This is a genomic window from Microbulbifer maximicatervae (SeqCode) (genome assembly GCF_052467615.1).
This window is the reverse complement of record NZ_CP174319.1, coordinates 4,574,924-4,599,204: the sequence shown is the minus strand read 5'-3', so window position 1 is coordinate 4,599,204 and position 24,281 is coordinate 4,574,924. Positions and strand designations below refer to the sequence as shown.

Sequence of the window (24,281 nt, the reverse complement as noted above, 5' to 3'; positions counted from 1 at the left end):
CTGGGGGATAGACCCATTTCTCACTCAATGGAACAGTTTCGTCCGCGCCTGTTAGAGGCGGCGGCACAGATGTCGGTGGTACTCAGTGACCGGCAGCAGGATCAGCTACTGGAATACCTGGCGCTTTTTGCCCGCTGGAACAGTGCCTACAACCTGTCCGCCATACGCGACCCGGAGCAGATGCTGGAGCGCCATATTATCGACAGCCTCAGTGTGGTAAATCTCTGTGGCGAAGGCTCTTTGATCGATGTGGGTAGCGGTGGCGGCCTGCCAGGGATTCCTCTGGCAATTGTGCATCCGGAGCGCGCCATTACCCTGCTCGACAGCAACGGCAAGAAGACCCGCTTCCTGTTCCAAGTCGCCAGCACCCTGCCCCTGCCCAATATCACGGTAGTCAATGAGCGGGTAGAAGCCTTTGTGCCAGAACAGCCCTTTGCCGGTGTGGTGTCCCGCGCCTTTGCCTCCATCGAAGATATGGTCAATGGCAGTGAGCACATGTTGGCACCTAGGGGTCGTTTTTATGCCATGAAGGGCAAGCTGCCTGAGGATGAGTTGAGCGCTCTGCCAAAAGGCATTAAGGTCGAGCAGGTGCACCGGTTGTCGGTGCCTGGCTGCGACGGTGAGCGACATATGATTCAGCTCTGTCGCACAGAATAAGATGATAGTTTGGCGGGTTTGTCGCACGCCCAATCCTGCTCCCCTATCGTGGGGCACAACAGCCGCCGCCCGAAGCCGAGCCGGCGTCGGGGCAAACGCACCCGGAAACAACAAAGGACAAGAATCTTGAGCAAGATATTTGCTGTGGCCAACCAGAAAGGCGGGGTTGGCAAGACCACTACCTGCGTCAACCTGGCCGCATCTTTGGTTGCCAACAAGCGGCGCGTATTGCTGATCGACCTGGACCCCCAGGGCAATGCCACCATGGGCAGCGGTGTGGATAAAAGTGACCTGGAGGTGTCCGGTTACGATGTGCTGGCCGCTGAATTACCCGTTGAGCAGGCCATTGTATCCACCGAGAGCGGTTTTGATTTGATCCCGGGCAACGGTGATTTGTCTGCGGCAGAGGTGGAGTTGCTGAATCTGGAGGGGCGCGAATCTCGCCTGCGCCGCGCCCTGGCTACGGTGAGTAATCGTTACGACTACGTGATTATCGACTGTCCGCCATCGTTGAATATGCTGACCGTAAACGCCCTCTGTGCAGCCCACGGCGTATTGATTCCCATGCAGTGTGAATACTATGCCCTGGAGGGGTTGTCAGCACTGGTGGATACCATCACCCAGATCCAGCAGGCCGCCAATCCGGACCTGAAAATCGAGGGCATCTTGCGCACTATGTACGATCCGCGCAACAGCCTCACCAGCGAAGTGTCGGCGCAGTTGCAGGAGTTTTTCGGCGATCGCCTGTATCGAACCTGTATCCCGCGCAATGTCCGTTTGGCAGAGGCTCCCAGCTTCGGCAAGCCGGCGCTGGATTACGACCGCCACTCGAAAGGGGCTATTGCCTACCTGGCACTGGCTTGCGAAATCAATCGCCGCCATCCCGCCAATCAATCTTCCAATAAGAAAAGCCGCCCTGTGGCGGAAGCCGTATAAGGGGTAATTACTATGGCCGCCAAACGCAAAGGACTGGGCCGGGGTTTATCCCACCTGATCAGCAATAAAAACAGCACCGCGATCGCCGAGGCTACCGGTGAAGCTGAAACCGAAACCGCCGTGGTCGACGGTGAGCTGAAGGAGTTGCCGATAGAGTTTTTGCAGCGCGGCCGCTACCAGCCACGCCGGGATTTTCCACAGGAATCCTTGCAGGAGCTGGCGGACTCGATACGCGCCCAGGGCATTATGCAGCCGATCGTCGTGCGCGGTATCGGTGAGCAGAGCTATGAAATCATCGCCGGTGAACGGCGCTGGCGCGCGGCCCAATTGGCGGGACTGGAGAAAGTGCCGGCACTGGTGCGCAGCGTTTCCGATGAAGCTGCCATCGCTATGGCGCTGATTGAAAATATCCAGCGTGAAGACCTGAATCCGGTAGAGGAAGCTGTAGCCCTCAAGCGTTTACAGGATGAGTTCAAGCTGACCCAGCAGGAAGTGGCCGATGCGGTGGGCAAATCCCGTACCGCAGTAACCAACCTGTTGCGACTGTTGAGCCTCAGTGAAGAGGTGCGGACTTTCCTGGAGCGTGGCGATCTGGAGTTGGGGCACGCCAAAGCCCTGCTCGGCCTATCCGGTGCCACCCAGCGCTCTGCTGCGCGCCAGGTGGTCGAGCGCAGCCTTACTGTGCGCCAGACAGAGGCGCTGGTGCGCCGTTTACAACAGCCGGCTGCCCCCGCACCGGAAAAACCGAAGCCCGACCCCAATATCCGCCGCCTGACTGAGCGCCTGGCAGAAAAAGTCGGAGTGCCCGTATCTATCGATCACAACGATAAAGGCAACGGCCGCCTGGTACTCAAATACACCACTCTGGAAGAGCTGGATGGAATCCTGGCCCACCTGGGTTACGCCGAGGACTGAGGCCACAGGGAAATGCGCGTCCTAGTGGCGCGCGCAATAACTGTTGGCAAATACTCACTGCGGCGAGTAATTCCGTGCAAAACCTCCTGAAAATCAAATAAGTTGACGACATTTGCCGGTTGAATCGGCGATGCTGTTGCCGCATAATTCGCACGCCCAAATTTTGGGCGGACAGCGCAAAAAAAGTCGGCTTATCCCGTCTATGACAAAACCCCCGGTATTACGAATAGCCGCGGTACAGCTTCTGCTGATATCGGTGGCCAGTGCGGCACTGCACTTGAGCGGTAAACCGGTGACTGCGCTCTCCGTATTTATCGGCGGTGCCCTGTGTGCACTGCCCGGAGCATATTTTGGCAGGCGCGCCTTTCGCGATAGCGGTGCGCGCGCGGCCCATCGCGTGGTAGGCAATTTCTACCGCGCGGAAACCGGCAAATTTATATTGACCATGGCAGGTTTTGCAGCGGTGTTTGCCACCGTCAAACCACTGAATGCCGCGGCGCTTTTTATCAGCTACGTCCTCTGTGTAATCGTGCAGTGGATTTTGGTAGCGCGCATGGTCCGCTAGCCGGTGGATAAGAAAAAAGAATTCTTACTTTTACGATTGTTGAGGAACTATGGCAGGCGAAGCTCAAACCGCGACGGGGTATATCCAACACCACCTGCAAAACATGACTTACGGCAAGCTGCCGGCCGGGTATACCCGCGCCGACGGTACTGTGCTGAATGAGTCTACTTGGACTATGGCGCATTCCTCCCAGGAAGCTGCGGATATGGGCTTTTGGGCCCTGCACGTAGATACCCTGGGCTGGTCTATCGGCCTCGGTCTGATTTTTTGCTTCCTGTTTGCCCGCGCAGCCAAGAAGGCCAGTGTGGACAAGCCCACAGGCTTCCAGAGCTTTGTGGAGCTGGTTACCGACTTTATCGACAAGCTGGTTAAGGAAACCTTCCCCCACCGCAACACTATGGTTGCCCCGATGGCTCTGACCATCTTTGTGTGGGTTTTCCTGATGAACCTGATGGATTTGGTACCGGTGGACTGGCTGCCGATGGCTGCCGCCAAGATCTCCGGCAACGATCACCTCTTCTTTAAAGTGGTCCCGACTACCGACCCGAACGCCACCCTGGGTATGGCCCTGGCGGTGTTTGCGCTGATGATTTTCTTCAGTATTCGCGAAAAAGGTGCCATCGGCTTCCTTAAAGAGCTGACTCTGCACCCTTTCCATACCGGCAAGTTGTTCTTTGACATCCTGCTGATCCCGGTGAACTTCCTGCTGGAAGCAGTATCCCTGATCGCCAAGCCGATCTCCCTGGGCCTGCGTCTGTTCGGAAACCTCTACGCCGGTGAAATGATCTTTATCCTGATCGCGATTGTCTTTGGCGTTGGCGTTCTCGGCTTTATTGGTGCGGGCCTCCTGCACATGGGCTGGGCGATCTTCCACGTACTGGTAATCGTGCTGCAGGCGTTCGTATTTATGGTATTGAGCACCGTGTACATGGCGATGGCACACCATCGCGACGATGAGCACGAGCACGATCAATAAGTTTTTAACCCTTTTTTCGACCTTTACAACAACTCTTTAACTTTGATTTGGAGAACACAATGGAAGCATTAGGTCTGGTTTACATCGCAAGTGCACTGCTGATCGGTCTGGGCGCCCTGGGCACCGCAATCGGTTTCGGTACTCTGGGTGGCAAGCTGCTGGAAGGTTCCGCTCGTCAGCCTGAACAGGCTCCGGCTCTGCAGGGCAAGATGTTCCTGATGGCTGGTCTGCTTGACGCGGTTCCGATGATCGGTGTTGGTATCGCTATGTACCTGATCTTCGCCGTAGCTCCTGGTCTGGTTTAATTACGCCGTTCCAATTGCCCTTAACCCTATTTAAAGAGCAAGAGGTGTCGGAGTGAATATCAACCTGACTCTAATCGGCCAGTCGATTACTTTCCTGTTTTTCGTCTGGTTTTGCTGGAAGTTTGTTTGGCCGCCGCTTTTGGGCGTGATGAAAGAGCGTGAGCAGAAGATCGCAGATGGTCTCGCTGACGCCGAACACGCACAGAAAGACCTGGAACTGGCCAAGCGTAAAGCTGCCGAGCAGTTGAAGGAAGCCAAAGATCAGGCTAACGAGATCATTGATGGTGCCAACAAGCGCGCCAACCAGATTCTCGATGAAGCCAAGCAAGCGGCTCAGTCTGAAGGCGATCGTCTGAAAACTGCGGCCAAAGCTGAGATCGACCAGGAAGTGAATCGCGCTAAAGAGCAACTGCGCAGCCGTGTGGCAGACCTGTCTGTCCTGGGTGCGGAGAAGATTCTCGCGGTCAATATCGACGCTAAGGCGCACGACGACCTGATCGATAAACTGGCAGCCGAGCTGTAAGCGAGGAACCCAATGGCGGAACTCAGCACACTGGCCCGGCCCTACGCTAAAGCTGCATTCTCTTATGCGCAGGAAGCCTCCCACTTAGGTGGTTGGAGCACTGCGCTGAGCACTGCGGCAGCGGTCAGCCAGAACGAAAAAGTGCGTGAGCTGCTGGATAACCCCCAGCTCACCAGTGAAGAGCGCGCAGATAAATTCCTGTCGATCTGTTCAGACGAACTCGGCGAGCACGGAAGGAACTTCATCCGGTTGCTGGCGGAAAACAACCGCCTGCAGCTGCTGCCGGAAATTTCCGAACTGTTCGAAGAGCTGAAAGCGCAAGCGGAAGCCACCCTCGAGGTGGAAGTTGTTTCCGCGCACGCCTTGAGCGATGCACAGGCGCAAGCACTGGGCCAAAAGCTCAGCGCGAAGTTTGAACGCGAAATACATCTGCACAGCTCGGTGGACGAGAGCCTGCTGGGCGGCGCGATCATCCGCGCCGGTGATACAGTCATCGACGGTACCGTACGCGGCCGTCTGGCCAAGCTCGCCGAGGCGATGAACTCCTAAATTACTCTCCCCTTTGGCGTTAGCCGGCGGGGACTTGAGGAACAGAGCATGCAGCAACTGAATCCCTCTGAGATCAGTGAAATCATCAAGAGCCGCATCGAAAATCTCGATGTGAGCACTGAAGCCCAAAATGAGGGCACCATTGTTTCCGTATCCGACGGCATCATCCGCATCCACGGCCTGGCCGATGTGATGTACGGCGAGATGATCGAGTTCGAAGGCGGCGTTTACGGTATGGCGCTGAACCTGGAGCGCGACTCCGTTGGTGCTGTAATCCTGGGCGACTACAAGGCGCTGGCTGAAGGCCAGAAGTGCCGTTGTACCGGCCGCATCCTGGAAACCCCCGTTGGCCCGGAATTGCTCGGCCGCGTTGTAGACGCGCTGGGTAACCCGATCGACGGCAAAGGCCCGCTGAACAACAAGCTGACCGATGCGGTAGAAAAAGTAGCGCCTGGCGTTATTGCCCGTCAGTCCGTTGACCAGCCTGTACAAACCGGTTTGAAAGCGGTTGATACCATGATCCCGATTGGCCGTGGCCAGCGTGAGCTGATCATCGGTGACCGTCAGATCGGTAAGACTGCTGTGGCGATCGACGCCATCATCAACCAGAAAGGTACCGGCGTTAAGTGTGTCTACGTTGCCGTGGGCCAGAAGCAGTCCTCTATTGCCAACGTAGTGCGCAAGCTCGAAGAGCACGGCGCTATGGATCACACCATCGTAGTAGCCGCTGGCGCCGCCGATCCGGCAGCGATGCAGTTCCTGGCTCCCTACGTCGGTTGTACCATGGGTGAGTACTTCCGCGACCGCGGTGAAGACGCCCTGATCGTATACGATGACCTGACCAAGCAGGCTTGGGCCTACCGTCAGATCTCCCTGTTGCTGAAGCGTCCGCCTGGACGTGAAGCCTACCCCGGTGACGTTTTCTACTTGCACTCCCGTCTGCTGGAGCGCGCAGCGCGTGTAAACGCCGACTACGTAGAGAAGTTCACCAACGGTGAAGTGAAAGGCAAGACCGGCTCTCTGACCGCCCTGCCGATCATCGAAACCCAGGCCGGTGACGTATCTGCGTTCGTACCGACCAACGTGATTTCCATTACCGACGGCCAGATCTTCCTCGAGACCGATCTGTTCAACTCCGGTATCCGCCCAGCGATCAACCCGGGTATCTCTGTATCCCGTGTAGGTGGTGCAGCGCAGACCAAGGTGATCAAGAAGCTGTCCGGTGGTATCCGTACCGCTCTGGCTCAGTACCGCGAACTGGCGGCATTCTCCCAGTTTGCCTCTGACCTGGACGAAGCTACCAAAGCCCAGCTGGATCACGGTGAGCGCGTAACCGAGCTGATGAAGCAGAAACAGTACTCTCCGCTGTCTATCGCGGACATGGCTGTTTCCGTTTACGCCGCCGACAAGGGTTACCTGAAAGAAGTAGAAGTTGCCAAGGTTCTCGATTTCGAAGCCGCCCTGCTCGCTTACATGAACAGCGAACACGCAGAGCTGATGGAGAAAGTGAACAGCACTGGTAACTACAACGACGAAATCGACGCAGCTTTCAAAGCCGCTATCGAGAAGTTCGTCGCTACTAGCAGCTGGTAAGAACTCCCTGGAGAGCGCGAGAGAGCGGCGTGTCCGCTCTTTCGGAATCTAACTTCCAGCGAACAAGGTAAATCACTATGGCAGGCGGAAAAGAAGTACGCACAAAAATTGCCAGCATCAAGAGCACGCAGAAAATTACTGCCGCAATGGAAATGGTTGCAGCCAGTAAGATGCGCAGGGCTCAGGATCGCATGGCACTGGGGCGTCCCTACGCCCAGCGCATACGCGCAGTGATCGGCCACGTCGCCAACGCTTCGGCCGAGTACCAGCATATTTACCTGCAAGAGCGCGAGGCCAAGCGGGTCGGTTTTATCCTGGTATCCACTGACCGCGGACTCTGTGGTGGCTTGAACGTCAATATGTTCAAAGCCGCTATTCGCGAGATGCAGGCGTGGTCCGAGAAGGGTGTCGACGTCGAAGTCTGCGCGGTAGGTAACAAGGCGGCCAGTTTCTTTAATGCCATCGGCAGCAAGGTTGTCGCAGCGGTGCGCGATCTGGGCGATGCGCCCCAGGCCAACCAGCTGATTGGCTCAGTTAAGGTAATGCTGGACCGTTACGCAGAAGGCGATATCGATCGCCTGTTCCTGGTATCCAATGAGTTTATCAACACCATGTCCCAGAAGCCGCAGGTTGAGCAATTGCTGCCGCTGCCGAAGGACGAAGATGAAAAACTCATGCACGAGTGGGACTACCTCTACGAGCCGGATCCGGTTGAATTGCTGGATGGATTGCTGGCTCGCTACATCGAGTCCCAGGTATACCAGGCAGTAGTTGAAAACAAAGCCTGTGAACAGGCAGCGCGTATGATCGCGATGAAGAGCGCCACCGATAACGCCGGTGAGCTGATCGATCAGTTGCAGCTTGTCTACAACAAGGCGCGCCAGGCGGCCATTACCCAGGAACTGTCCGAAATTGTCGGCGGTGCGGCGGCGGTTTAATCCGCTGCCAGTAATGGTCAGCCTAGAAAGAATTTAAAGCTGAGGATCCGGAAATGAGTAACGGGCAAATTGTGCAAGTGATCGGAGCGGTCATCGACGTGGAATTCCCACGCGATTCTGTTCCGAATGTATACGACGCACTGGTGGTTGAGGACAAGAACCTCACCATGGAAGTGCAGCAGCAGTTGGGTGACGGCGTGGTACGCGCTATTGCCATGGGTTCATCCGAAGGTGTCAGCCGCGGTCTGTCCGTGCGCAATACCGGCGCTCCGGTTTCTGTACCGGTTGGCCTGGAAACCCTCGGTCGCATCATGGACGTGCTCGGCAACCCGATTGACGAGTGTGGCCCTATCGGTGAGAAAGAGCGCTCCTCTATCCACCGCGCTGCACCGACCTACGAAGAGCAGTCCAGCTCTACCGAACTGCTGGAAACCGGCATCAAGGTAATCGACCTGGTTTGCCCGTTCGCCAAGGGTGGTAAGGTTGGTCTGTTCGGTGGTGCCGGTGTAGGTAAAACCGTAAACATGATGGAACTGATCAACAACATCGCTACCGAGCACTCCGGTCTGTCCGTGTTCGCAGGTGTTGGTGAGCGTACCCGTGAAGGTAACGACTTCTACTACGAGATGGCTGAATCCGGCGTTGTTGACCTGGAAAACAAAGCCAACTCCAAAGTGGCGATGGTTTACGGCCAGATGAATGAGCCGCCCGGCAACCGTCTGCGTGTAGCCCTGACCGGTCTGACCATGGCGGAGAAATTCCGTGATGAAGGCAAAGACGTACTGTTGTTCGTCGACAACATCTACCGCTACACCCTGGCCGGTACCGAAGTATCCGCACTGCTGGGCCGTATGCCTTCTGCGGTAGGCTACCAGCCGACCCTGGCGGAAGAGATGGGCGTTCTGCAGGAGCGTATTACCTCCACCAAGACTGGCTCTATCACCTCTATCCAGGCGGTATACGTACCGGCGGATGACTTGACTGACCCGTCTCCGGCGACCACCTTCGCGCACTTGGACTCCACTGTAGTACTGAGCCGTGATATCGCCGCTAAAGGTATCTACCCGGCTGTTGACCCGCTGGACTCCACCTCTCGTCAGTTGGACCCACAAGTAATTGGTCAAGAGCACTACGAAGTGGCTCGCGGAGTACAGTCTGTACTGCAGCGCTACAAAGAGCTGAAGGACATCATCGCGATCCTGGGTATGGACGAGCTGTCTGAAGAAGACAAGCAGACCGTAGCCCGCGCCCGTAAGATCGAACGTTTCCTGTCCCAGCCGTTCCACGTTGCGGAAATCTTCACCGGTGCACCAGGTAAATACGTTTCCCTGAAAGAAACCATTCGTGGCTTCCAGGGCATCCTGAATGGTGAATATGACCACATGCCGGAACAGGCCTTCTACATGGTGGGAACCATCGACGAAGCTGTGGAAAAAGCCAACAAAGCCAAGGGCTAATCGAGAGAGGCATATACTATGGCCATGACAGTACATTGTGACATTGTCAGCGCCGAGCAGTCTCTCTTCTCCGGGCTGGTAGAGATGGTGATTGTGAGTGGTATCGAAGGTGAGCTGGGTCTCTCCTACGGTCACGCTCAGTTGCTCACCGCTCTGAAAGCCGGTCCGGTGCGCATCATCAAGCCCGGTGGTGAAGAGGAAGTACTGTTCGTCAGCGGTGGCTACGCCGAGGTACAACCTAATATGGTGACTATCCTCGCCGATGTAGCCGAACGTGAGATCGATGAAGACGCCGCGCAGAAGGCCCGCGAAGAAGCGGAACACGCCCTGCACAAGGCGCCGTCCGAAGTCGACTACGCGCGCATCTCAGCCCAGCTGGCCGAAGCCGAAGCGCGTCTGCGTACCCTGCAGGCAATTCGCAAGGCGGCCGGTAAGTAAGCAGTTCTTACCTTCTCGTAAGGCCTGTTTTCAGGCGACAAAAAAGCAGCTTCGGCTGCTTTTTTTTTATCTATTTTTTCGAGTGACTCCTCTACGATAAAGAGCATTTATGTTGAAAACCTCTATTAGAAACTACTTATTAATAACCTTCCTGATGTACTTAATGGTTGGATGCGGAGGGGGTTCTTCTTCAGGCGGCAATGATTCTTCGATACCGAAAGAGGAAACCGATAGTGAATACCCAAGCGCAAGTATTATCTTTCCCGCTAGCGACGGGCTATGGAGTGATAAAGAGCAGCTGGTTGTGCGTGGTAGCGCAAATGATAATGTTGGTGTTGCCAGGGTATCTGTAAATGGAATTGACGCAACATCGGATGATGATTTTGCAACCTGGCAGGCAGAAATAACGCTTGAGGAAGGCACTACGACTAGCATTAACATTGAGGTAACAGATATTAATGGGAATACCTCCCCAGCTGCTGCCTCAGTGAGTGTTAATAGCTATGACGGATTTAATAGCTACAGATTTTGCGGTCCGTTGGCATTTGATAGCGATAGAAATCTAGCGTACGCCTTTAACCCTACTAGGGTATTAAATCTGGAAAGCATGCAGGAAGATTATATTTCCTCAGAGTTCTCCGATGTGGTCGGAGCTGAATTTGACCACACTACGGGTAATTTCTTAATAATCCAAAATGACCAGCTAATTTCTATCGATCGTGAATTTAATAGCTTAAATATCATTTCCGAGTCAGGGGATGATTCACTGTCATTTGGGAGAAGACCACAAATTTCTATTGATATCAGTTCTGGTGATATCTATGTGCAAAATTATTTTCCGAGCTATTTAATAAAAGTAGACCCTATCACCGGGGACCGTGAAAAAATATCCTCTTTTAATTATGAAGACGGAAGTTCAGTAGGCTATTTCAATCAAGGATTCGAAATTGTCGACGGACGATTTTTTGCTGTAAGTGAGGATGGATTACTGGAGTTAAACCCTGCTACTTGGCAAGCAACCGAATTATCAGGAGTGAGTGTAGGCTCGGGAGAGTCTCTACAAAACTTGACAGGCTTAACGATTGATTTGGAAGTCAACTTAGCTTATGTCAGTGATACCCACAGCAGATTGATTGAGATCGACCTAATTAGTGGTGATCGAAAGCTAGTGTCGTCAGAATTAGACATCGGTGATGAAAATCTGAATTTTGATGAAGCGAAAAATGGTATCATTGATACGGGTGAATCAATTCTAATTAGTGCATGCTCAACAGGGCATACTCTTTTGGTTAATAAGGAAAATGGAAGCCGAACACTAGTATCAAAAAGAATAAGAGGAAAAGGTCCCCTACTCTCGACAAATTCTGACCTAACATATGATGAGTACAATCAAAGACTTATTCTACTCAATCATAACTATGCAGAATCCCGATACTCTAAATATGAATATGATAATATTCACCAAGTAATAGCGATAGATCCACAAACCGGTGATCGGGAGATTATATCTGGTCCAAATAATGGAGAAGGGCTAGTCGAGGGTCACTTTCAAGATTTGGCAGTAGATAGTCGAAACGGAAATATCTACGTACAAGAAATAAATTCTCAAAGTATAATTAAAGTAGATCCAGAAACAGGGGAAAGATTGGTTATTTCTGGTCCTGGTGTCGGTATTGGAGAGAATTTTAATGGCCTTACAGGACTATCTATAGATACTACTCGAGATAGAATACTCGCTATTTCTAGTAGCTCACTGATATCGATAGACTTACAGTCTGGAGATCGAACTGAAATCAATTCTTTCCCCGATATGGGGTTCTGGTATCCAAACCATATCTCAATAAATGCAGAATCTACAGAAATATACATTTCAGATATTCATGGGAAAGTTGTCGAGTTTAATCTGGAAAATGAAATAACAAAAATCATATCAAGTAATGAAATTGGTGCTGGAGAAAGTGTCCATGAATTAGGGGATTTGGCGTATAGCAATGAAGGTAATCTAATATATGTAGAAGATTACAATCACACAGACAGCGATGATGAACCAGTTAACATGGAACTTTTGGCTATAGATAGAGAAACCGGAAATAGAACCCTGCTTTTAAGTGCCATACAACAAGAGTGGGAGGATATGCTGCTTACTCCAGCAGTAGATCAAGCTAAAAATGTTCTGTATGTCTCTATGCCAAATCGAGGCGTAGCTGTTTTTGATGTAGAAACAAAACAATATTTGATGATATCACAGTAATATCTCAATTAGGTATCGGCCCTGGAAGCTGATGCCTAATTGTATAAATTGGCAACTTCACTGCCATGCATCTATTTTAGACAATTGAATAAGTTACTACTTAGTAATAGCGGTTGCTACAATAATCACTAGAGATGACTTAATTCTTTGTTTAAAAAGTTTTATACGATGAAGTGTTTAGCGACTGGCGTATTTATCTCCTTTATTATTACTCTAATTTTCTTGCCTGAAAAATCTAACGCCATTGGTATTCTAAAATCCAGTAATAAAGCCACTTTAGCCGAAGACTTAAAACGTCCGAGACATGTTTTCTTACATGGAAATATAGTTACTCCCTCGTTAATACATAATGACATTAAAGTTCCAGAGCATTTAACAGAATTTGGATTCTTTCACTCTGGATGGACCATAGATGAAATCAGTGAGGTGTCGCAATTTACAACTTTTGTTGACGTCTATTACAATGAAATAGATATCATGAAGGCCGCAAGGAATCATGGACTAAAGATATGGGTACAAGTAGCACCAATATTCTTTGATGGTTATCCGACCTATAGGAAACGAGCGGATTATTTGGAGCGGTGGGAACTAGCAAAGAAACGATTAGAGCCATTTAGTGACATTATTATAGCGTTTGATCCATTAGATGAACCCTTCCATCGCTCAAAATTAAATAATCAAACACTAAAGCTATATCTAGAAGAAATTGCTCAATTAGTTAAAGAAAGCTTTCCTAAAGCAAAAAGAGCAATTACATTTATGAATGGAACAGTTAGAAAGTCAAATTTCAAAAAAATAATTCCTAAAAAGTATAATTTATTTGCTGTAAATTACTATGTAGGAGAGAGTTTTCAACAACAATTAGTAGAAAAGCTAATGGTTAAAACATCACATTTAGATGTTAATTATTATTTAATACCGAGGGCATTTAAAACCTCCAACAGAGGTTTCGGTAGTATTTCTGAATCAAAATTAATCAGCCAGGCAAAGCAAGCTTATGATTTTGCGATAGCAAACCCCAAGGTAATTGCCATTTATCCCTTTGTTTGGGAGAGTATTTTTGGCAAAGACGACTACTACCTTGGGGTTGATAATCTAGAGCGAGTACAAGAAGAGTATCGAAAAATAGGTCACGCGATATCAAATACCAGATAAACTATTTTTTATCACCCATTATATATGTGCTGTATATAGCTCTATCATCACCAAGAACCTGCAGGGCAAATAGTTTTTCTTCAAGTGTCTTTACAGACTTCATTCTAAACTTCATTAAATCAGTTGACTCTAAATCAATAACAATAAAATCTGCCTCCTTTCCTTTTTCAAAATTTCCAACTCTTTTATCGATATCCAGTGCTTGTGCAGATCCTAAGGTCGCAAGATAGAAAGCTTTAAGTGGAGAGAGTGTCTTTATACCACTGGCATCTTCAATCGACTTCTGTAGCTGAACTACCTTATAGGCCTCATCCATAGTCTCTAACATCGAGAAACTGGTGCCGGCCCCCACATCGGTTCCCAGGCCCACACTAACATTAATTTCTTCAGCTCTATTAAGCGGGAATAATCCGCTCCCTAGAAACAGATTAGACGTTGGGCAAAAAGCTATAGCGCTACCTACCGAAGCCATAGTTTCCATCTCTTGGTCATCCAGGTAAATACCATGAGCAAACACTGAATGGTCGCGATTTAATCCATATATGTTATAAACATCAAGATAACTATTTGCTTCTGGAAACAATGATTTTACCCAATTAATTTCATCCTTATTTTCGGAAACATGGGTATGCATATACACATCGGGATATTCATCTAGTAACTTAGCTGCCTGCTTAAGCTGTTCAGGAGTACTTGTCGGGGCAAATCTTGGAGTAATGGCATAGCTCAATCGATCCTTATTATGCCAACGTTCGATCAGCTTCTTACTATCGGAATAGGCACTTTCGGGTGTATCCTGTAGGTATTCTGGGGCATTGCGGTCCATCAGTACCTTACCTGCAATTAGTCGCATGTTCTCCCGTTGAGCAACTTCAAAGAGAGCATCTACAGACTCTGGGTGAACGGTACCAAACACAAGTGCTGATGTTGTGCCATTCTTAAGTAACTGACTAATAAAGAACTCTGCAACTTCCTTCGCGTGTACTTTATCGGAAAATTTACTTTCAGTTGGAAAGGTGTATTCTTTAAGCCACTCTAATAATTGCTCGCCATGAGCCGCAATCATCCCTGTTTGTGGATAGTGAATATGAGAATCGATAAAGCCGGGAAGTATTAACTTGCCGCGATAATCTACAATCTCTGCTTCTTTTTGTTTTTCCGAAATTTGTTGTTCAGAAATTATCCCTGCAATTATTCCATCTTTGACAATTAATCCGCCATCCTCAATATACTCATAAGCTTTATTGGTCTTCGCCGGGTCGGCTGTAAAATGAAGTATGTCACCTTGAAATATAGTTGTCTCTGCATAAACAAAGTTGCTAGAAGCTGAGAGTAATAAAAATAATTTAGCTATATTGGACTTTATACTGCTGCTTAGGGATAAAGTTTCGACCACCAGTTCACTCCGTTAAAACAATAAGCAAACCTATATATTTAGCATTTGAAAGATAATGTGACAAATTTATTTCGGTACTCTCTAGAAGAACTGGAATATAAAACAACAAATTAACTTATATATTGAGTAATAACCTGCTTAAAAATACAGAAATTTGATTTGTATATTTTGTATTTGGAAAAAACTTAATCAATTACATCTAAACTTGTACTTAAATCCAGATTGAAGGCTCTCAATCCATGTTTAAACATCCAGATCACGTAACAGTAGTTGTTACGAAACTAGAGGAAAGTGTCAGTTTTTTTGAACTGCTGGGTTTTGAGCTTCTACTCAAAAATTTTCTAACTGGAGAGAAAGCGTCGCAGTATCTTCAGGTGGATAATGTAGAAGCAGATCACTTTACGATGGTACTAAAGCAGTCATCTCCGAAGTTTGAGATACAGCTACTTCACTACCGATATCCAGCGGTTAAAACTAATCCATCACTAATTGACTTGGCAAGGCCCGGTTATAACCATCTGTGTTTGAAGGTAGATAATTTGAATGAGGCTTTAGAATATTTATCGAAGCAAGGAATCAGCACAAGAAGTGGAATATTGGAATATCAAAATAAAAAATTAGCTTTTCTCTTGGGGCCAGAGAATATAACTGTTGAATTAGCCGAGTGAATTGTCCAAGCAAATAGATAGTATTTTTACTTAATAACTTGACATGTAAATCTCTCGAAGAAATGATACTTGCCTAGCTAAAATTTATATTTCCACATAAATTCGAGATATTGACATGGCAAATTAAATCATCTTTTATACGAATCCTCAGTCGAGAGGCTGTATTGTTCGATGGATGTTAGAGGAGATATCGGTACCCTATCAAACCAAAGTACTTGAATATGGCGAAGACATGAAATCGCCAGAGTATCTTGCTTTGAATCCCATGGGGAAAGTTCCAACACTAGTGCACGACAACAAAATAATAACTGAAGCAGCAGCAATATGTATCTACTTGGCAGATGTATTTTCCGATTCAGGTTTGTCTCCGATAAATAACGAAGAGCGTGCCAATTATTACCGATGGATGTTTTACTCAGCTGGACCATTGGAGTCCGCCATCGTGAATAAATATATCTTTGATGAAGATGAGGTTAAAGATAAACAGCAAATGTTGGGTTACGGTAATTATAAACTTGCACTAGATACGCTATCTGGTGCAATAAAATCAAACCCGTATATTATTGGAGAACGTTTTACAGCAGCAGATGTATATATTGGTGCACAGCTGGGGTGGGGGTTACAGTTTGGAACTATAGATGGACGTGAAGAGTATCAGGAGTATGTAAATCGTTTAGCTTAACGTAAAGCATTTCAACGAGCTCAAGAACTTGATGCAGCTTTGAAAAAAGACATGAATATAAGCCTAGCTTAAATTTAAATACATTTTGTTTGAACAAAAAGGTCAGAAACTATATTCCTGACCTTTTTGATTTATCCCAAATACTAGTTTTCAACTAAAAATTCCGCTTTTTATTTGCCGGACAGCTCTGTTGAATCGAAAACGATCATTTCTGTCTATAGAAGTATTTTCATCCATCATATGCTCATAATCACTTTCAACTACTTTGAGATAATCTAGTGCTTCATCTTTATCCCCCTTCATTGCAATAAGGTATGAGCGAGACAAGCACATTCTTAATTTATGAGCATCTGTTAGATGTTCTTTAGGATGATTATCGTGGAGCTTCAAGCATTCCTCTAGGCTAGCTTCGGTGAATGGGTCGTATTCAGCTACTTCCTTAGGAATTGGTTTTTTACACTTATAGATTGAGCTTGAGAATACTTGCCCATACCAGTCGAAATAATCTTCAAGATATCCCATGGTTACTTTAATCCATGGTAAACGATCAAAGAAAAAATCTTGATTAATGAAAAATGATTCGCCCTCAATCAGCTTTGGCATAAACTCTGCTGAAACATGTTTATTTAGGTCCTGAGTTTTACATACATCAATAAAACAAATTTCAATTGGATTATCAGGCCAGGAAAACTCATTAAAATCACCGATATTTAGTTCAATCAATGACTGAAATGGAGAAATACTATTTTCTAGTATTGGAACAAAAGATTCACCAAACTTATAGGTTAGTGAGTCACACTCCCAAACACGATCCGAACCATTTGCTGGTTTAGGTAGAAAACCCAATTCATAACTACTAATAGGTTTACTATCCAATATATTTGAGTTTCTGTTGTTTGAAAAATCTGAGTTACTCATCAACCCATGTGCGAGAGAAACCACAGATGCTCCCATAAAGCTTCCAGCATCAACAATATATCCTTTTTGCTGGAAGTTTTTTGACGCCAATGAATAGAGTAATTTACGTTCCGCAATCGAAACCATCCCTGGTGTCTCAAATACGCTCTGGGGAACTTTAGTTTTAGAGAATGAAATTTCTGGGTGTACATAACAACCCCTTGCAATTTCCGCATCATCAATTTCGTACATTATTTTGCTCCGGAAAAAATTGATTACTTAGCGTAAGCTACACAAAAAACAACATTTGTCTTCATTTCATCCAGTGTAATATCAGGAATTTCTTCTCTTACTCTGGTCTCTATTTCCGGAGTTAAACGCTCTAAAACATTACTATGGGAAGGTTGTAGCTCCCAGGTTTCGATATTAAAATACTTACGTGTTAATGCGCGTAATTCATCGATTCGAATTCGATTTAGATGTGTGTGTAAATAGTGATCGTGTGGCAAATGGCGAACGATATTAATATGGTTCCAATCACAAAACTTAAGATGATCTGGATTTCCCTCGTCTAAAACCGATGGATTATGAGGAGGCATATGGTGCCCACTCCAGCCATAAAAGTTGTGATGCAGAAATATAATTTTCCCTCCTTTGGTTAACAGCCCCGCAATATCCTCGAATACACCCTCAATTTCCAATAGGTGCTCAGTGACATTGTGAAGACAAACCGTATCAAAGGTCTTTATACCGACGAGATCGCGGGTAGAGCACTGGCGTAGATCAATATCCGGGATCAAATCCATGATGTCCTGGCCGGACATTGGAGCGTTAACCCACTTTCTTATCCTTTTATTGCGAACCCTCCTGGAGTCTAAAGACATTGCAGGGTCTACACCGGTATAACTGTTCGCCCCAGCACAGAGGTAGCCCATGGCATAGCCGCCAAAACCACAACCGACATCTAAAACATTGCACCCTTGTACATATTTATGTAATTTTCTTGGCCATGAGCAGTAGCCGAGTTCAACGGCACTAGTGATGAGATCCGAATCAAAATTCTTTAGTGCGTGGCGTATATTAGTGCAGTTGTGGAAAAATGCGATTTTAGCTTGCAATTCATGATTGTCCCAATCTTCTAAAGGTTCTATTTTCTTCAGTTGTTTTGCTGCCTTTGAGCGGGAAAGTTTTGAAAATGCAGGGTGAGAACGGGAAGTGTCTAAAATTTCAATCGCTTCCCTGGCGTTATTTTCGATTCGTATCAGTTTGACTTGGTCAAAGACTTTCAGAGCTCGTTTATGTTCTGGGTTGCACTTGATTGCTATTTTTATATCTTTTTCAGCTTGATCTATGTCTCCTTTAGCTATATTTAGCATAGCGGAGATTATTCTCATGCCTACATGGTGTGGATGTCTTGAGATGAAGGTCAGCGCATACTTATCACAATTTAGAATCGAACCATTTTTTGATTCGGCATAGCACAGAAAATAAGTAGCCGGATGAAAAGGGTTGAGATCGGCAATTGGACGCAATAACTCTCTCGCCAGGTCTATTTCTCCAGCTAATGCAGCTTGCTTCCCTTGTTCAAAGTTATCCAGCTGATTGATTTCTAAAGTAGACATTTAATTTTCCAAGTAATGGTAACCAGGTTTTTTGGCGTGGATATTGACTTGCATGCTGCAAATAGGTGCAGTTGCGCTCGATTTAAATCAAATATAATAAGATTGCTTATTATTGAGTACATGCTCGCAGCTAGCACTGATTTTCTTAAGCTATGAAAATATTCATAAATGTGAAAGTTGGAGCTGTCAAATAATAAATTTATTTTCTCTGAGAAAACTATTCAAGGTGCAATCTATAAAAGTTGGCGCGGATGCTAACTCGTATAATCGGTAAAGCTGGAAAGCCTGTGTTATAAATTGGATTTTGTAAGATTCACGTTATCCAATTAAGCAGCAGACGATAACACCTCAATCCTGAATAAATTGATCTGCCAACGACCTGGTTGGCAAAACTTGTGGAGGTGGCTCTTTGAAACTGATAATAGTCGGTGGCGATGGCTTTTGTGGATGGCCAACCTCATTACATCTGAGTAATTTAGGTCATGAAGTTATTATTATTGACAATTTTTCTAGAAGAAAAATTGATAGTGAGCTCAATGTAGAATCATTAACACCGATTCGAGAACTGAAAGAGCGTATTGATACCTGGTTTGAATTAACGGGAAAGGTTATTCGCTTTGTGGAGTTGGATGTTTCCCAGAAATTTAACGATCTTGTAAATCTCCTAGAGGAGGAAAAGCCAGATAGTATAGTTCATTTTGGTGAGCAGCGCGCTGCGCCCTATTCGATGAAAAGCAGCTCTACTAAAAATTATACGATCGCTAATAATATTTGTGGTACTCATAATATTCTCAATGCGATTGTAGAGACGCAGCTTGATATTCACTTGGTTCACCTCGGTACAATGGGAGTGTATGGTTACGGCCATGAGGAGCCCATACCAATACCTGAAGGTTACTTGGATGTAAAAATAGAGACAGTTGATAATCGTCAAATTTCAGACTCTATCGTTTATCCGCCTAATCCCGGCTCCATTTACCATATGACCAAGACGATGGATTCGCAAATGTTTCAGTATTACGCGAAAAATGACAGGCTTCGTATTACTGACCTTCACCAGGGTATTGTTTGGGGAACGCAGACTGAACTCTCTAGTTTGGATGAGCGTCTGATAAATCGTTTTGATTATGACGGGGACTACGGCACAGTCCTAAATAGATTTCTAATGCAAGCGACTGTCGGTTTCCCACTTACTGTTCATGGCACAGGTGGTCAAACTCGCGCATTTATCCATATCTCTGATACTTGCAAATGTATTGAGCAGGCACTTTTACATCCACCGGAGCTCGGTGAACGGCCACTGATTCTCAATCAGATGGCGGAAACGCAAACACTTTCCGATCTTGCACAATTAGTTCAATCACTGACAGACTGTGAAATAAGTTATCTGCCAAACCCGAGGAAGGAGGCAGAGAGAAATGATCTCAATGTAAAAAATGATTTACTTCGTTCATTTGGATGGCAGCCGATTCTTATTAAAGATAGTCTTCTACAAGAAATTACAGATATAACAATGCAATATCAAGATCGGGCTGATCATACAAAAATACCTTGCGTTTCTTATTGGACAAAGGGTAATAAACTTGCCGATATTTCCTATCGGGAAAAAACTAGTGAAGTTACTGAAACCATTTCCTAGTGGGTAGCTTTAGCTATGTCTACGCGAATCCTTATTACTGGTGGATGTGGATTTATAGGTTCAAATTTAGTCAAATATCTCAGTACTTTGAGTTTATATGACGAAATTTTAGTTTTAGATAATGAGGTCACTGGCACTACCGCAGCATTAGCCGGAATACCTCACCAATTTATTAGAGGAGATGTTAGAAATCAACGGGATGTAGATGAAGCTGTAAAGCAAGCTGATGCTGTTATACATTTAGCTGCAGATACACGTGTTATTAATTCAATAAATAACCCCGTCTATAATTTTGAAGTAAATGTACAGGGGACTGTCAATCTTCTGGAAGCAATGCGAAGGTATGAGGTTAAACATCTCATTAATGCTTCTACAGGTGGGGCGATCATTGGAGAAGCTGATCCACCAGTACACGAATTAATGCCAGTGAATCCCGCATCGGCTTATGGTGCGTCTAAGGCTGCAGCAGAGGCCTACTGTTCTGCATATTCTCAAAGTTATGGATTATCAATAACTTCTTTACGATTCTCTAATGTTTATGGTCCGCTTTCCTTTCACAAAGGAAGTGTTATAGCAGCCTTTATTAAAAATATTCTGAAAGGACAGGTCTGTGATGTCTACGGAGATGGCTATCAGACTAGAGACTTTATTTTTGTAGGCGATCTCTGCCAGGGAATAATTAGGGCTCTGGAAAAGAGAGAAAATGGGGTATTTCAGCTGGGTAGCGGCCAGCCGACGTCAATTAACGAAGTAATTAGTTTACTAAGGGATGTCTCGGGCTGCCATGAAGATCTTGAAATAGCTAACCACCCTTTCAGGGCAGGTGAAGTGCGCCATAACTATACGGATATTACTAAAGCAAAACAGTACTTGGGCTTTAGGCCGGAGGTATCATTAAGAGACGGTATTCAAATTACATGGGATTACTTTGTCAATAAGGAGGATGTTCTGAAGCCTAGCCTCTCGCAGAGGGCCCTACAGAATGCAGATTGACAAATTTTCAGTAGAATCATTCCCTGATTTAAATACTTATGCAGGTTTTGAGTCGGACCAGAAGCTCAGAGTTTGTATAGCCACAGAAGAAATCCTAGGTCCGGTGAGAAATGGAGGGATTGCTTCAACCTACTATCACCTAGCGAAAGGACTGGCAGCACATGGGCACGAAGTACATGTGCTCTACTTAAAAGGTGAAACAGTTGAGAATGAAACACCTGAGTATTGGGTTGAGGAATATTCCAATTTTGGTGTTTCACTGCACTATTTGGTGCACACGGATGAAACAATAATCGGCCCCTCACAGAGTTGGCAGCGACGATATAGTGCTGCATACCGCTGGTTAATTGAACAGAGATGTTTTGATGTTATCCACACTTCCGAATGGCGAGGTGGATTAATTTATGCGTTGATGGTTAAGAAGTTGGGTTTGGCGTTTAAAGATACATTATTTATTGTAAAGACATCGTCCCCGCACCTCTGGAATCGTCATTATCAAATGCAGCCATTGGTAAAAAGGGAGCTGTTACCAGCGAGTTTTGCTGAGCAGAAATGTGTTGAATTTGCCGATATGGTAATTGGTGGTAGCGCACATCTACTTTGCTTTATGCGCTATGTCGGCTATAAGCTGCCAACATCAACTTATGTTCAGCCAAATATTCTCGATTTTTCTGAAGTTTCCGTTGATGATAAACGTATTAATCGACAGCCTGGTGATGTAGTTCGCACTAACGAATTGACCTTCTTTGGTCGTTTGGAAATGCGGAAGGGATTGGAGCTCTTTTGTACCGCTCTGGATTTACTTGAGCGGACGGGGAATTGTCCTACCAGAGTTAATTTCCTAGGTAAATATGGTGAAGCCTTACCTAATCAAAACAATGAGAAGGTTGCGGACTATATTGAGCGAAAAGCATCTACTTGGAGTTTTGAAGTCAATTGCATCACAGATTATAACCAGCCGGAAGCTCTCTCGTTTTTATGTTCCAGGGATATGATAGCGGTAATGCCCTCCCTGATTGAAAACTCCACCATGGCAGTATATGAAACACTAGAGAATAATATTCCTTTTATTGCAACGCGAGTAGGGGGAACTCCAGAGCTTATCGCAAAAGAAGACCACGAAAGTTGTCTTATCGCACCCTACGCATTTGAGCTTGCGAAAAGGCTAGAAGAGGTACTGAAGAATGGGCATAGGATTGCGCATTCCAGTTTTGATAACAATTATAACCTTCAAGTTTGGTATGGTTTTCATGCCTACTTAGCAGATCTTTTTAAGCAGTATAGTGGCGCTGAAGCTATCACCAAGATTACAGGCTCTCCCACCTTAACAGCTTCTAATGAGATGGAGCTACCGACCCTAGAAGTGGTTGTTCTATTGCGGGATACTGAGAGTGTTATGGAGTTTTCTGAGGCGCTTTTAGTTGATAGACCAGACTCCATCAAATTTTTATTAATTGATCCCTATCTTGAAAATATTGCTGAGAGAGCTTCTAACTTTCTATTGGAAGCCGGTCTCAATTGTAGTTTGGTGGATTTCATTGGATTTCCAGCAGGGATTGCACTGGCAAAAAGTCTTTCTGAAAGTACTCTAGATGCTTGCATTCTCTGTGATGGTACATCCTCTCGATTAGGTGGAAAATTTTGCGGTGAGTTACGCAAAACTCTTCAAATAAATCATGAATTCATAATCACTAGCTTTTTATCTCTACCTGAAAACAAGGTGGTAATGCCGATAGGTGGAGATATCGTCTCTGAGATCAGTTTTGGAAATGCAATAGGCACAAATATTATTTGTATCCCAAAACTGGTATCAAGCAAGGTGGGGTCAATACTCCCTTATGATATTCGCTACGGTTTGGTACAAGAATATATTTTAAGGGCGAACAAAGAATTTGGGTTTGAATTGATGGTTATTCCTGAGTGCCATCTTCGGAGTGATTACTACTTGGAGGAATTGGAAGAATCTCGAAATAACGCTAACTCAGTCTACCTTCGCTCAATGTCGTTGATTGAAAATGATAATATTGCCTATCGTAAACTAGCCCTTCTTCCTTCAGCTCAGCCTATTGGAGCTAAATTAAGACCAGCACTTTATCGGGATAAGAATCGTTTGGATGAGGAACCTGTGTGGCTTTTACATGCCGACCGGCCTCGTAAAATGAAAAATCGTAATCCGAGGGTAGTTGTTGGTTTGGACGAGAGAAATTCCCATTTGCTCTGTGTAGCCAAAGGTCCGGGAAATAGACAATTAATTGTTAATGGTGAGCCCCAGTCAATTTCTTTGGAGCTACAAGATAATGAACTTACTTTACATAGATTCCCAATTCCAGATAAATGGGAAGAAGGTGAAAAATTTAATATTAAGTTTCTGTTAGAAGATCAAGAAATGACTTACACTCGTTTTATACGGGTTATAAAACTATCTAAAAATGTATTTGCAGCTATCTCTGGAAGTCCAATACTTAATGAGGTAGCTGTTGAGGAGATATTTAACCAAAAATATACCTGGAGTTTCTTCTCTAAATCAGAAAATAACACACCTGAAAACATTCAAGAGATAGATACTGAAGATACCACTTTATATGGGCAAGATCACGCAGAGGTAGGAGAGTTTGTAGACAAGGATTATACAGTAGAAGGTAAGGATGAGCCTGAACATGATATTGCAAAAATTATCCATGAGCAGGGAAAAATCAATGAAACTGAATTTAAACCCAAGTTTAGTTTTCAGGCTGTGATTCAAAAATCAGGTACTACCTTGCAACGTATATTTAAGGGATATACTGGCTCACCTATTAAGGGGTCAATTCCACCACGAGAGCTTTTTGCACTCGATCCACGGGTTCTTGAGGGATGGGCATGGGATAGAAGCAATATAGCTAAAAATTTAGTGATTGTCTTAGAGGTAAACGGAAACATTGTAGCTGAAGCCACGGCGAATCGTTATGTGGAACGTTTCGGTACTCGAAACCCGAAACTAGCTTGGTATGGATTCCGGTTCTCATTAACCCCTGAAATAAAGCAGGAAAACTCAGAGATTACCGTACGTGTTAAGGAAAATGGACTTGTCTTACGAAATGGCCGATTGCGTTATCTTAAACAAATGCTAGTTGCGATCTAAGGTGG

Annotated in this window: 22 protein-coding genes; 19 read left to right on the top strand and 3 right to left on the bottom strand. The window is 46.0% G+C overall.

Features of this window, described 5'->3' with window-relative positions; genetic code table 11:
- The first annotated feature begins 27 nt into the window (after positions 1–27).
- The 14 genes from rsmG (at position 28) to ACJJIM_RS20215 (ending at position 13,258) form a co-directional block, all read left to right on the top strand.
- The gene (gene rsmG, locus ACJJIM_RS20280) at positions 28–657 is read left to right on the top strand and encodes a 16S rRNA (guanine(527)-N(7))-methyltransferase RsmG (RefSeq protein WP_252083956.1); all 630 of its coding nucleotides are present in this window, start codon (positions 28–30) and stop codon (positions 655–657) included.
- Positions 658–783: 126 nt separating this feature from the next.
- On the top strand, positions 784–1,593 hold the full coding sequence (locus tag ACJJIM_RS20275; RefSeq protein ID WP_444911831.1) for a ParA family protein: 810 nt from the start codon (positions 784–786) through the stop codon (positions 1,591–1,593).
- Between the two features lie 12 nt (positions 1,594–1,605).
- Positions 1,606–2,508: a ParB/RepB/Spo0J family partition protein gene (locus ACJJIM_RS20270; RefSeq protein WP_282930568.1), complete on the top strand. Its 903-nt coding sequence runs from the start codon at positions 1,606–1,608 to the stop codon at positions 2,506–2,508.
- A 202-nt stretch (positions 2,509–2,710) separates the two neighbouring features.
- The gene (locus ACJJIM_RS20265; protein WP_282930569.1) at positions 2,711–3,073 is read left to right on the top strand and encodes an ATP synthase subunit I; all 363 of its coding nucleotides are present in this window, start codon (positions 2,711–2,713) and stop codon (positions 3,071–3,073) included.
- A gap of 49 nt (positions 3,074–3,122) precedes the next feature.
- Complete coding sequence (atpB, locus tag ACJJIM_RS20260) at positions 3,123–4,049, top strand: F0F1 ATP synthase subunit A (protein WP_282930570.1); 927 nt, start codon at positions 3,123–3,125, stop codon at positions 4,047–4,049.
- A 59-nt stretch (positions 4,050–4,108) separates the two neighbouring features.
- The gene (gene atpE, locus ACJJIM_RS20255; RefSeq protein ID WP_020413895.1) at positions 4,109–4,354 is read left to right on the top strand and encodes a F0F1 ATP synthase subunit C; all 246 of its coding nucleotides are present in this window, start codon (positions 4,109–4,111) and stop codon (positions 4,352–4,354) included.
- A gap of 52 nt (positions 4,355–4,406) precedes the next feature.
- On the top strand, positions 4,407–4,877 hold the full coding sequence (locus ACJJIM_RS20250) for a F0F1 ATP synthase subunit B (protein ID WP_282930571.1): 471 nt from the start codon (positions 4,407–4,409) through the stop codon (positions 4,875–4,877).
- A gap of 12 nt (positions 4,878–4,889) precedes the next feature.
- A complete protein-coding gene (locus ACJJIM_RS20245; protein WP_108735091.1) occupies positions 4,890–5,426 on the top strand; it encodes a F0F1 ATP synthase subunit delta in 537 nt (178 codons plus the stop codon).
- 48 nt (positions 5,427–5,474) lie between these two features.
- The gene (atpA, locus tag ACJJIM_RS20240) at positions 5,475–7,019 is read left to right on the top strand and encodes a F0F1 ATP synthase subunit alpha (RefSeq protein WP_108735090.1); all 1,545 of its coding nucleotides are present in this window, start codon (positions 5,475–5,477) and stop codon (positions 7,017–7,019) included.
- 77 nt (positions 7,020–7,096) lie between these two features.
- A complete protein-coding gene (atpG, locus tag ACJJIM_RS20235) occupies positions 7,097–7,957 on the top strand; it encodes a F0F1 ATP synthase subunit gamma (RefSeq protein ID WP_282930573.1) in 861 nt (286 codons plus the stop codon).
- 53 nt (positions 7,958–8,010) lie between these two features.
- Positions 8,011–9,414 (top strand): F0F1 ATP synthase subunit beta, encoded by a 1,404-nt coding sequence (atpD, locus tag ACJJIM_RS20230; protein ID WP_282930574.1) that lies wholly within the window; start codon positions 8,011–8,013, stop codon positions 9,412–9,414.
- An 18-nt stretch (positions 9,415–9,432) separates the two neighbouring features.
- Positions 9,433–9,852 carry a F0F1 ATP synthase subunit epsilon gene (locus ACJJIM_RS20225; RefSeq protein ID WP_108735087.1) on the top strand — a complete coding sequence of 140 codons (420 nt, stop codon included), beginning with the start codon at positions 9,433–9,435 and terminating at the stop codon, positions 9,850–9,852.
- Between the two features lie 109 nt (positions 9,853–9,961).
- Positions 9,962–12,103 (top strand): hypothetical protein, encoded by a 2,142-nt coding sequence (locus ACJJIM_RS20220; protein WP_413663872.1) that lies wholly within the window; start codon positions 9,962–9,964, stop codon positions 12,101–12,103.
- Between the two features lie 168 nt (positions 12,104–12,271).
- Positions 12,272–13,258: a hypothetical protein gene (locus tag ACJJIM_RS20215; protein WP_444911830.1), complete on the top strand. Its 987-nt coding sequence runs from the start codon at positions 12,272–12,274 to the stop codon at positions 13,256–13,258.
- A 1-nt stretch (position 13,259) separates the two neighbouring features.
- Here ACJJIM_RS20215 and guaD read toward each other — a convergent pair whose 3' ends face one another.
- Positions 13,260–14,654 (bottom strand): guanine deaminase, encoded by a 1,395-nt coding sequence (gene guaD, locus ACJJIM_RS20210; protein ID WP_444911829.1) that lies wholly within the window; start codon positions 14,652–14,654, stop codon positions 13,260–13,262.
- A gap of 239 nt (positions 14,655–14,893) precedes the next feature.
- Here guaD and ACJJIM_RS20205 point away from each other — a divergent pair, with 239 nt between their 5' ends.
- Positions 14,894–15,322: a VOC family protein gene (locus tag ACJJIM_RS20205; RefSeq protein ID WP_413663869.1), complete on the top strand. Its 429-nt coding sequence runs from the start codon at positions 14,894–14,896 to the stop codon at positions 15,320–15,322.
- A gap of 127 nt (positions 15,323–15,449) precedes the next feature.
- Positions 15,450–16,004, top strand: coding sequence for a glutathione S-transferase family protein (locus ACJJIM_RS20200; RefSeq protein ID WP_444913408.1), 555 nt, complete (start codon positions 15,450–15,452; stop codon positions 16,002–16,004).
- A gap of 150 nt (positions 16,005–16,154) precedes the next feature.
- Here ACJJIM_RS20200 and ACJJIM_RS20195 read toward each other — a convergent pair whose 3' ends face one another.
- Positions 16,155–17,153 (bottom strand): hypothetical protein, encoded by a 999-nt coding sequence (locus ACJJIM_RS20195; protein WP_444911828.1) that lies wholly within the window; start codon positions 17,151–17,153, stop codon positions 16,155–16,157.
- A gap of 23 nt (positions 17,154–17,176) precedes the next feature.
- Positions 17,177–18,523, bottom strand: coding sequence for a methyltransferase (locus ACJJIM_RS20190; protein WP_413663866.1), 1,347 nt, complete (start codon positions 18,521–18,523; stop codon positions 17,177–17,179).
- Between the two features lie 409 nt (positions 18,524–18,932).
- Here ACJJIM_RS20190 and ACJJIM_RS20185 point away from each other — a divergent pair, with 409 nt between their 5' ends.
- The 3 genes from ACJJIM_RS20185 to ACJJIM_RS20175 are packed head-to-tail and all read left to right on the top strand — an operon-like array spanning position 18,933 to position 24,276.
- A complete protein-coding gene (locus ACJJIM_RS20185) occupies positions 18,933–20,162 on the top strand; it encodes an NAD-dependent epimerase/dehydratase family protein (protein WP_413663865.1) in 1,230 nt (409 codons plus the stop codon).
- 15 nt (positions 20,163–20,177) lie between these two features.
- Positions 20,178–21,155: an NAD-dependent epimerase/dehydratase family protein gene (locus ACJJIM_RS20180; RefSeq protein WP_444911827.1), complete on the top strand. Its 978-nt coding sequence runs from the start codon at positions 20,178–20,180 to the stop codon at positions 21,153–21,155.
- On the top strand, positions 21,145–24,276 hold the full coding sequence (locus ACJJIM_RS20175; RefSeq protein ID WP_444911826.1) for a glycosyltransferase family 4 protein: 3,132 nt from the start codon (positions 21,145–21,147) through the stop codon (positions 24,274–24,276). Before ACJJIM_RS20180 ends, ACJJIM_RS20175 begins: the two co-directional genes overlap by 11 nt.
- The last annotated feature ends 5 nt before the right edge of the window (positions 24,277–24,281 follow it).

Excerpts from the sequence above, each read along its gene's own strand:
- rsmG (WP_252083956.1), top strand. The coding sequence starts at position 28 with ATGGAACAGTTTCGTCCGCGCCTGTTAGAGGCGGCGGCACAGATGTCG.
- ACJJIM_RS20270 (WP_282930568.1), top strand. The coding sequence starts at position 1,606 with ATGGCCGCCAAACGCAAAGGACTGGGCCGGGGTTTATCCCACCTGATC.
- ACJJIM_RS20265 (WP_282930569.1), top strand. The coding sequence starts at position 2,711 with ATGACAAAACCCCCGGTATTACGAATAGCCGCGGTACAGCTTCTGCTG.
- atpB (WP_282930570.1), top strand. The coding sequence starts at position 3,123 with ATGGCAGGCGAAGCTCAAACCGCGACGGGGTATATCCAACACCACCTG.
- atpE (WP_020413895.1), top strand. The coding sequence starts at position 4,109 with ATGGAAGCATTAGGTCTGGTTTACATCGCAAGTGCACTGCTGATCGGT.
- ACJJIM_RS20245 (WP_108735091.1), top strand. The coding sequence starts at position 4,890 with ATGGCGGAACTCAGCACACTGGCCCGGCCCTACGCTAAAGCTGCATTC.
- atpA (WP_108735090.1), top strand. The coding sequence starts at position 5,475 with ATGCAGCAACTGAATCCCTCTGAGATCAGTGAAATCATCAAGAGCCGC.
- atpG (WP_282930573.1), top strand. The coding sequence starts at position 7,097 with ATGGCAGGCGGAAAAGAAGTACGCACAAAAATTGCCAGCATCAAGAGC.
- atpD (WP_282930574.1), top strand. The coding sequence starts at position 8,011 with ATGAGTAACGGGCAAATTGTGCAAGTGATCGGAGCGGTCATCGACGTG.
- ACJJIM_RS20225 (WP_108735087.1), top strand. The coding sequence starts at position 9,433 with ATGGCCATGACAGTACATTGTGACATTGTCAGCGCCGAGCAGTCTCTC.
- ACJJIM_RS20220 (WP_413663872.1), top strand. The coding sequence starts at position 9,962 with ATGTTGAAAACCTCTATTAGAAACTACTTATTAATAACCTTCCTGATG.
- ACJJIM_RS20215 (WP_444911830.1), top strand. The coding sequence starts at position 12,272 with ATGAAGTGTTTAGCGACTGGCGTATTTATCTCCTTTATTATTACTCTA.
- ACJJIM_RS20205 (WP_413663869.1), top strand. The coding sequence starts at position 14,894 with ATGTTTAAACATCCAGATCACGTAACAGTAGTTGTTACGAAACTAGAG.
- ACJJIM_RS20195 (WP_444911828.1), bottom strand. The coding sequence starts at position 17,153 with ATGTACGAAATTGATGATGCGGAAATTGCAAGGGGTTGTTATGTACAC.
- ACJJIM_RS20190 (WP_413663866.1), bottom strand. The coding sequence starts at position 18,523 with ATGTCTACTTTAGAAATCAATCAGCTGGATAACTTTGAACAAGGGAAG.
- ACJJIM_RS20180 (WP_444911827.1), top strand. The coding sequence starts at position 20,178 with ATGTCTACGCGAATCCTTATTACTGGTGGATGTGGATTTATAGGTTCA.
- ACJJIM_RS20175 (WP_444911826.1), top strand. The coding sequence starts at position 21,145 with ATGCAGATTGACAAATTTTCAGTAGAATCATTCCCTGATTTAAATACT.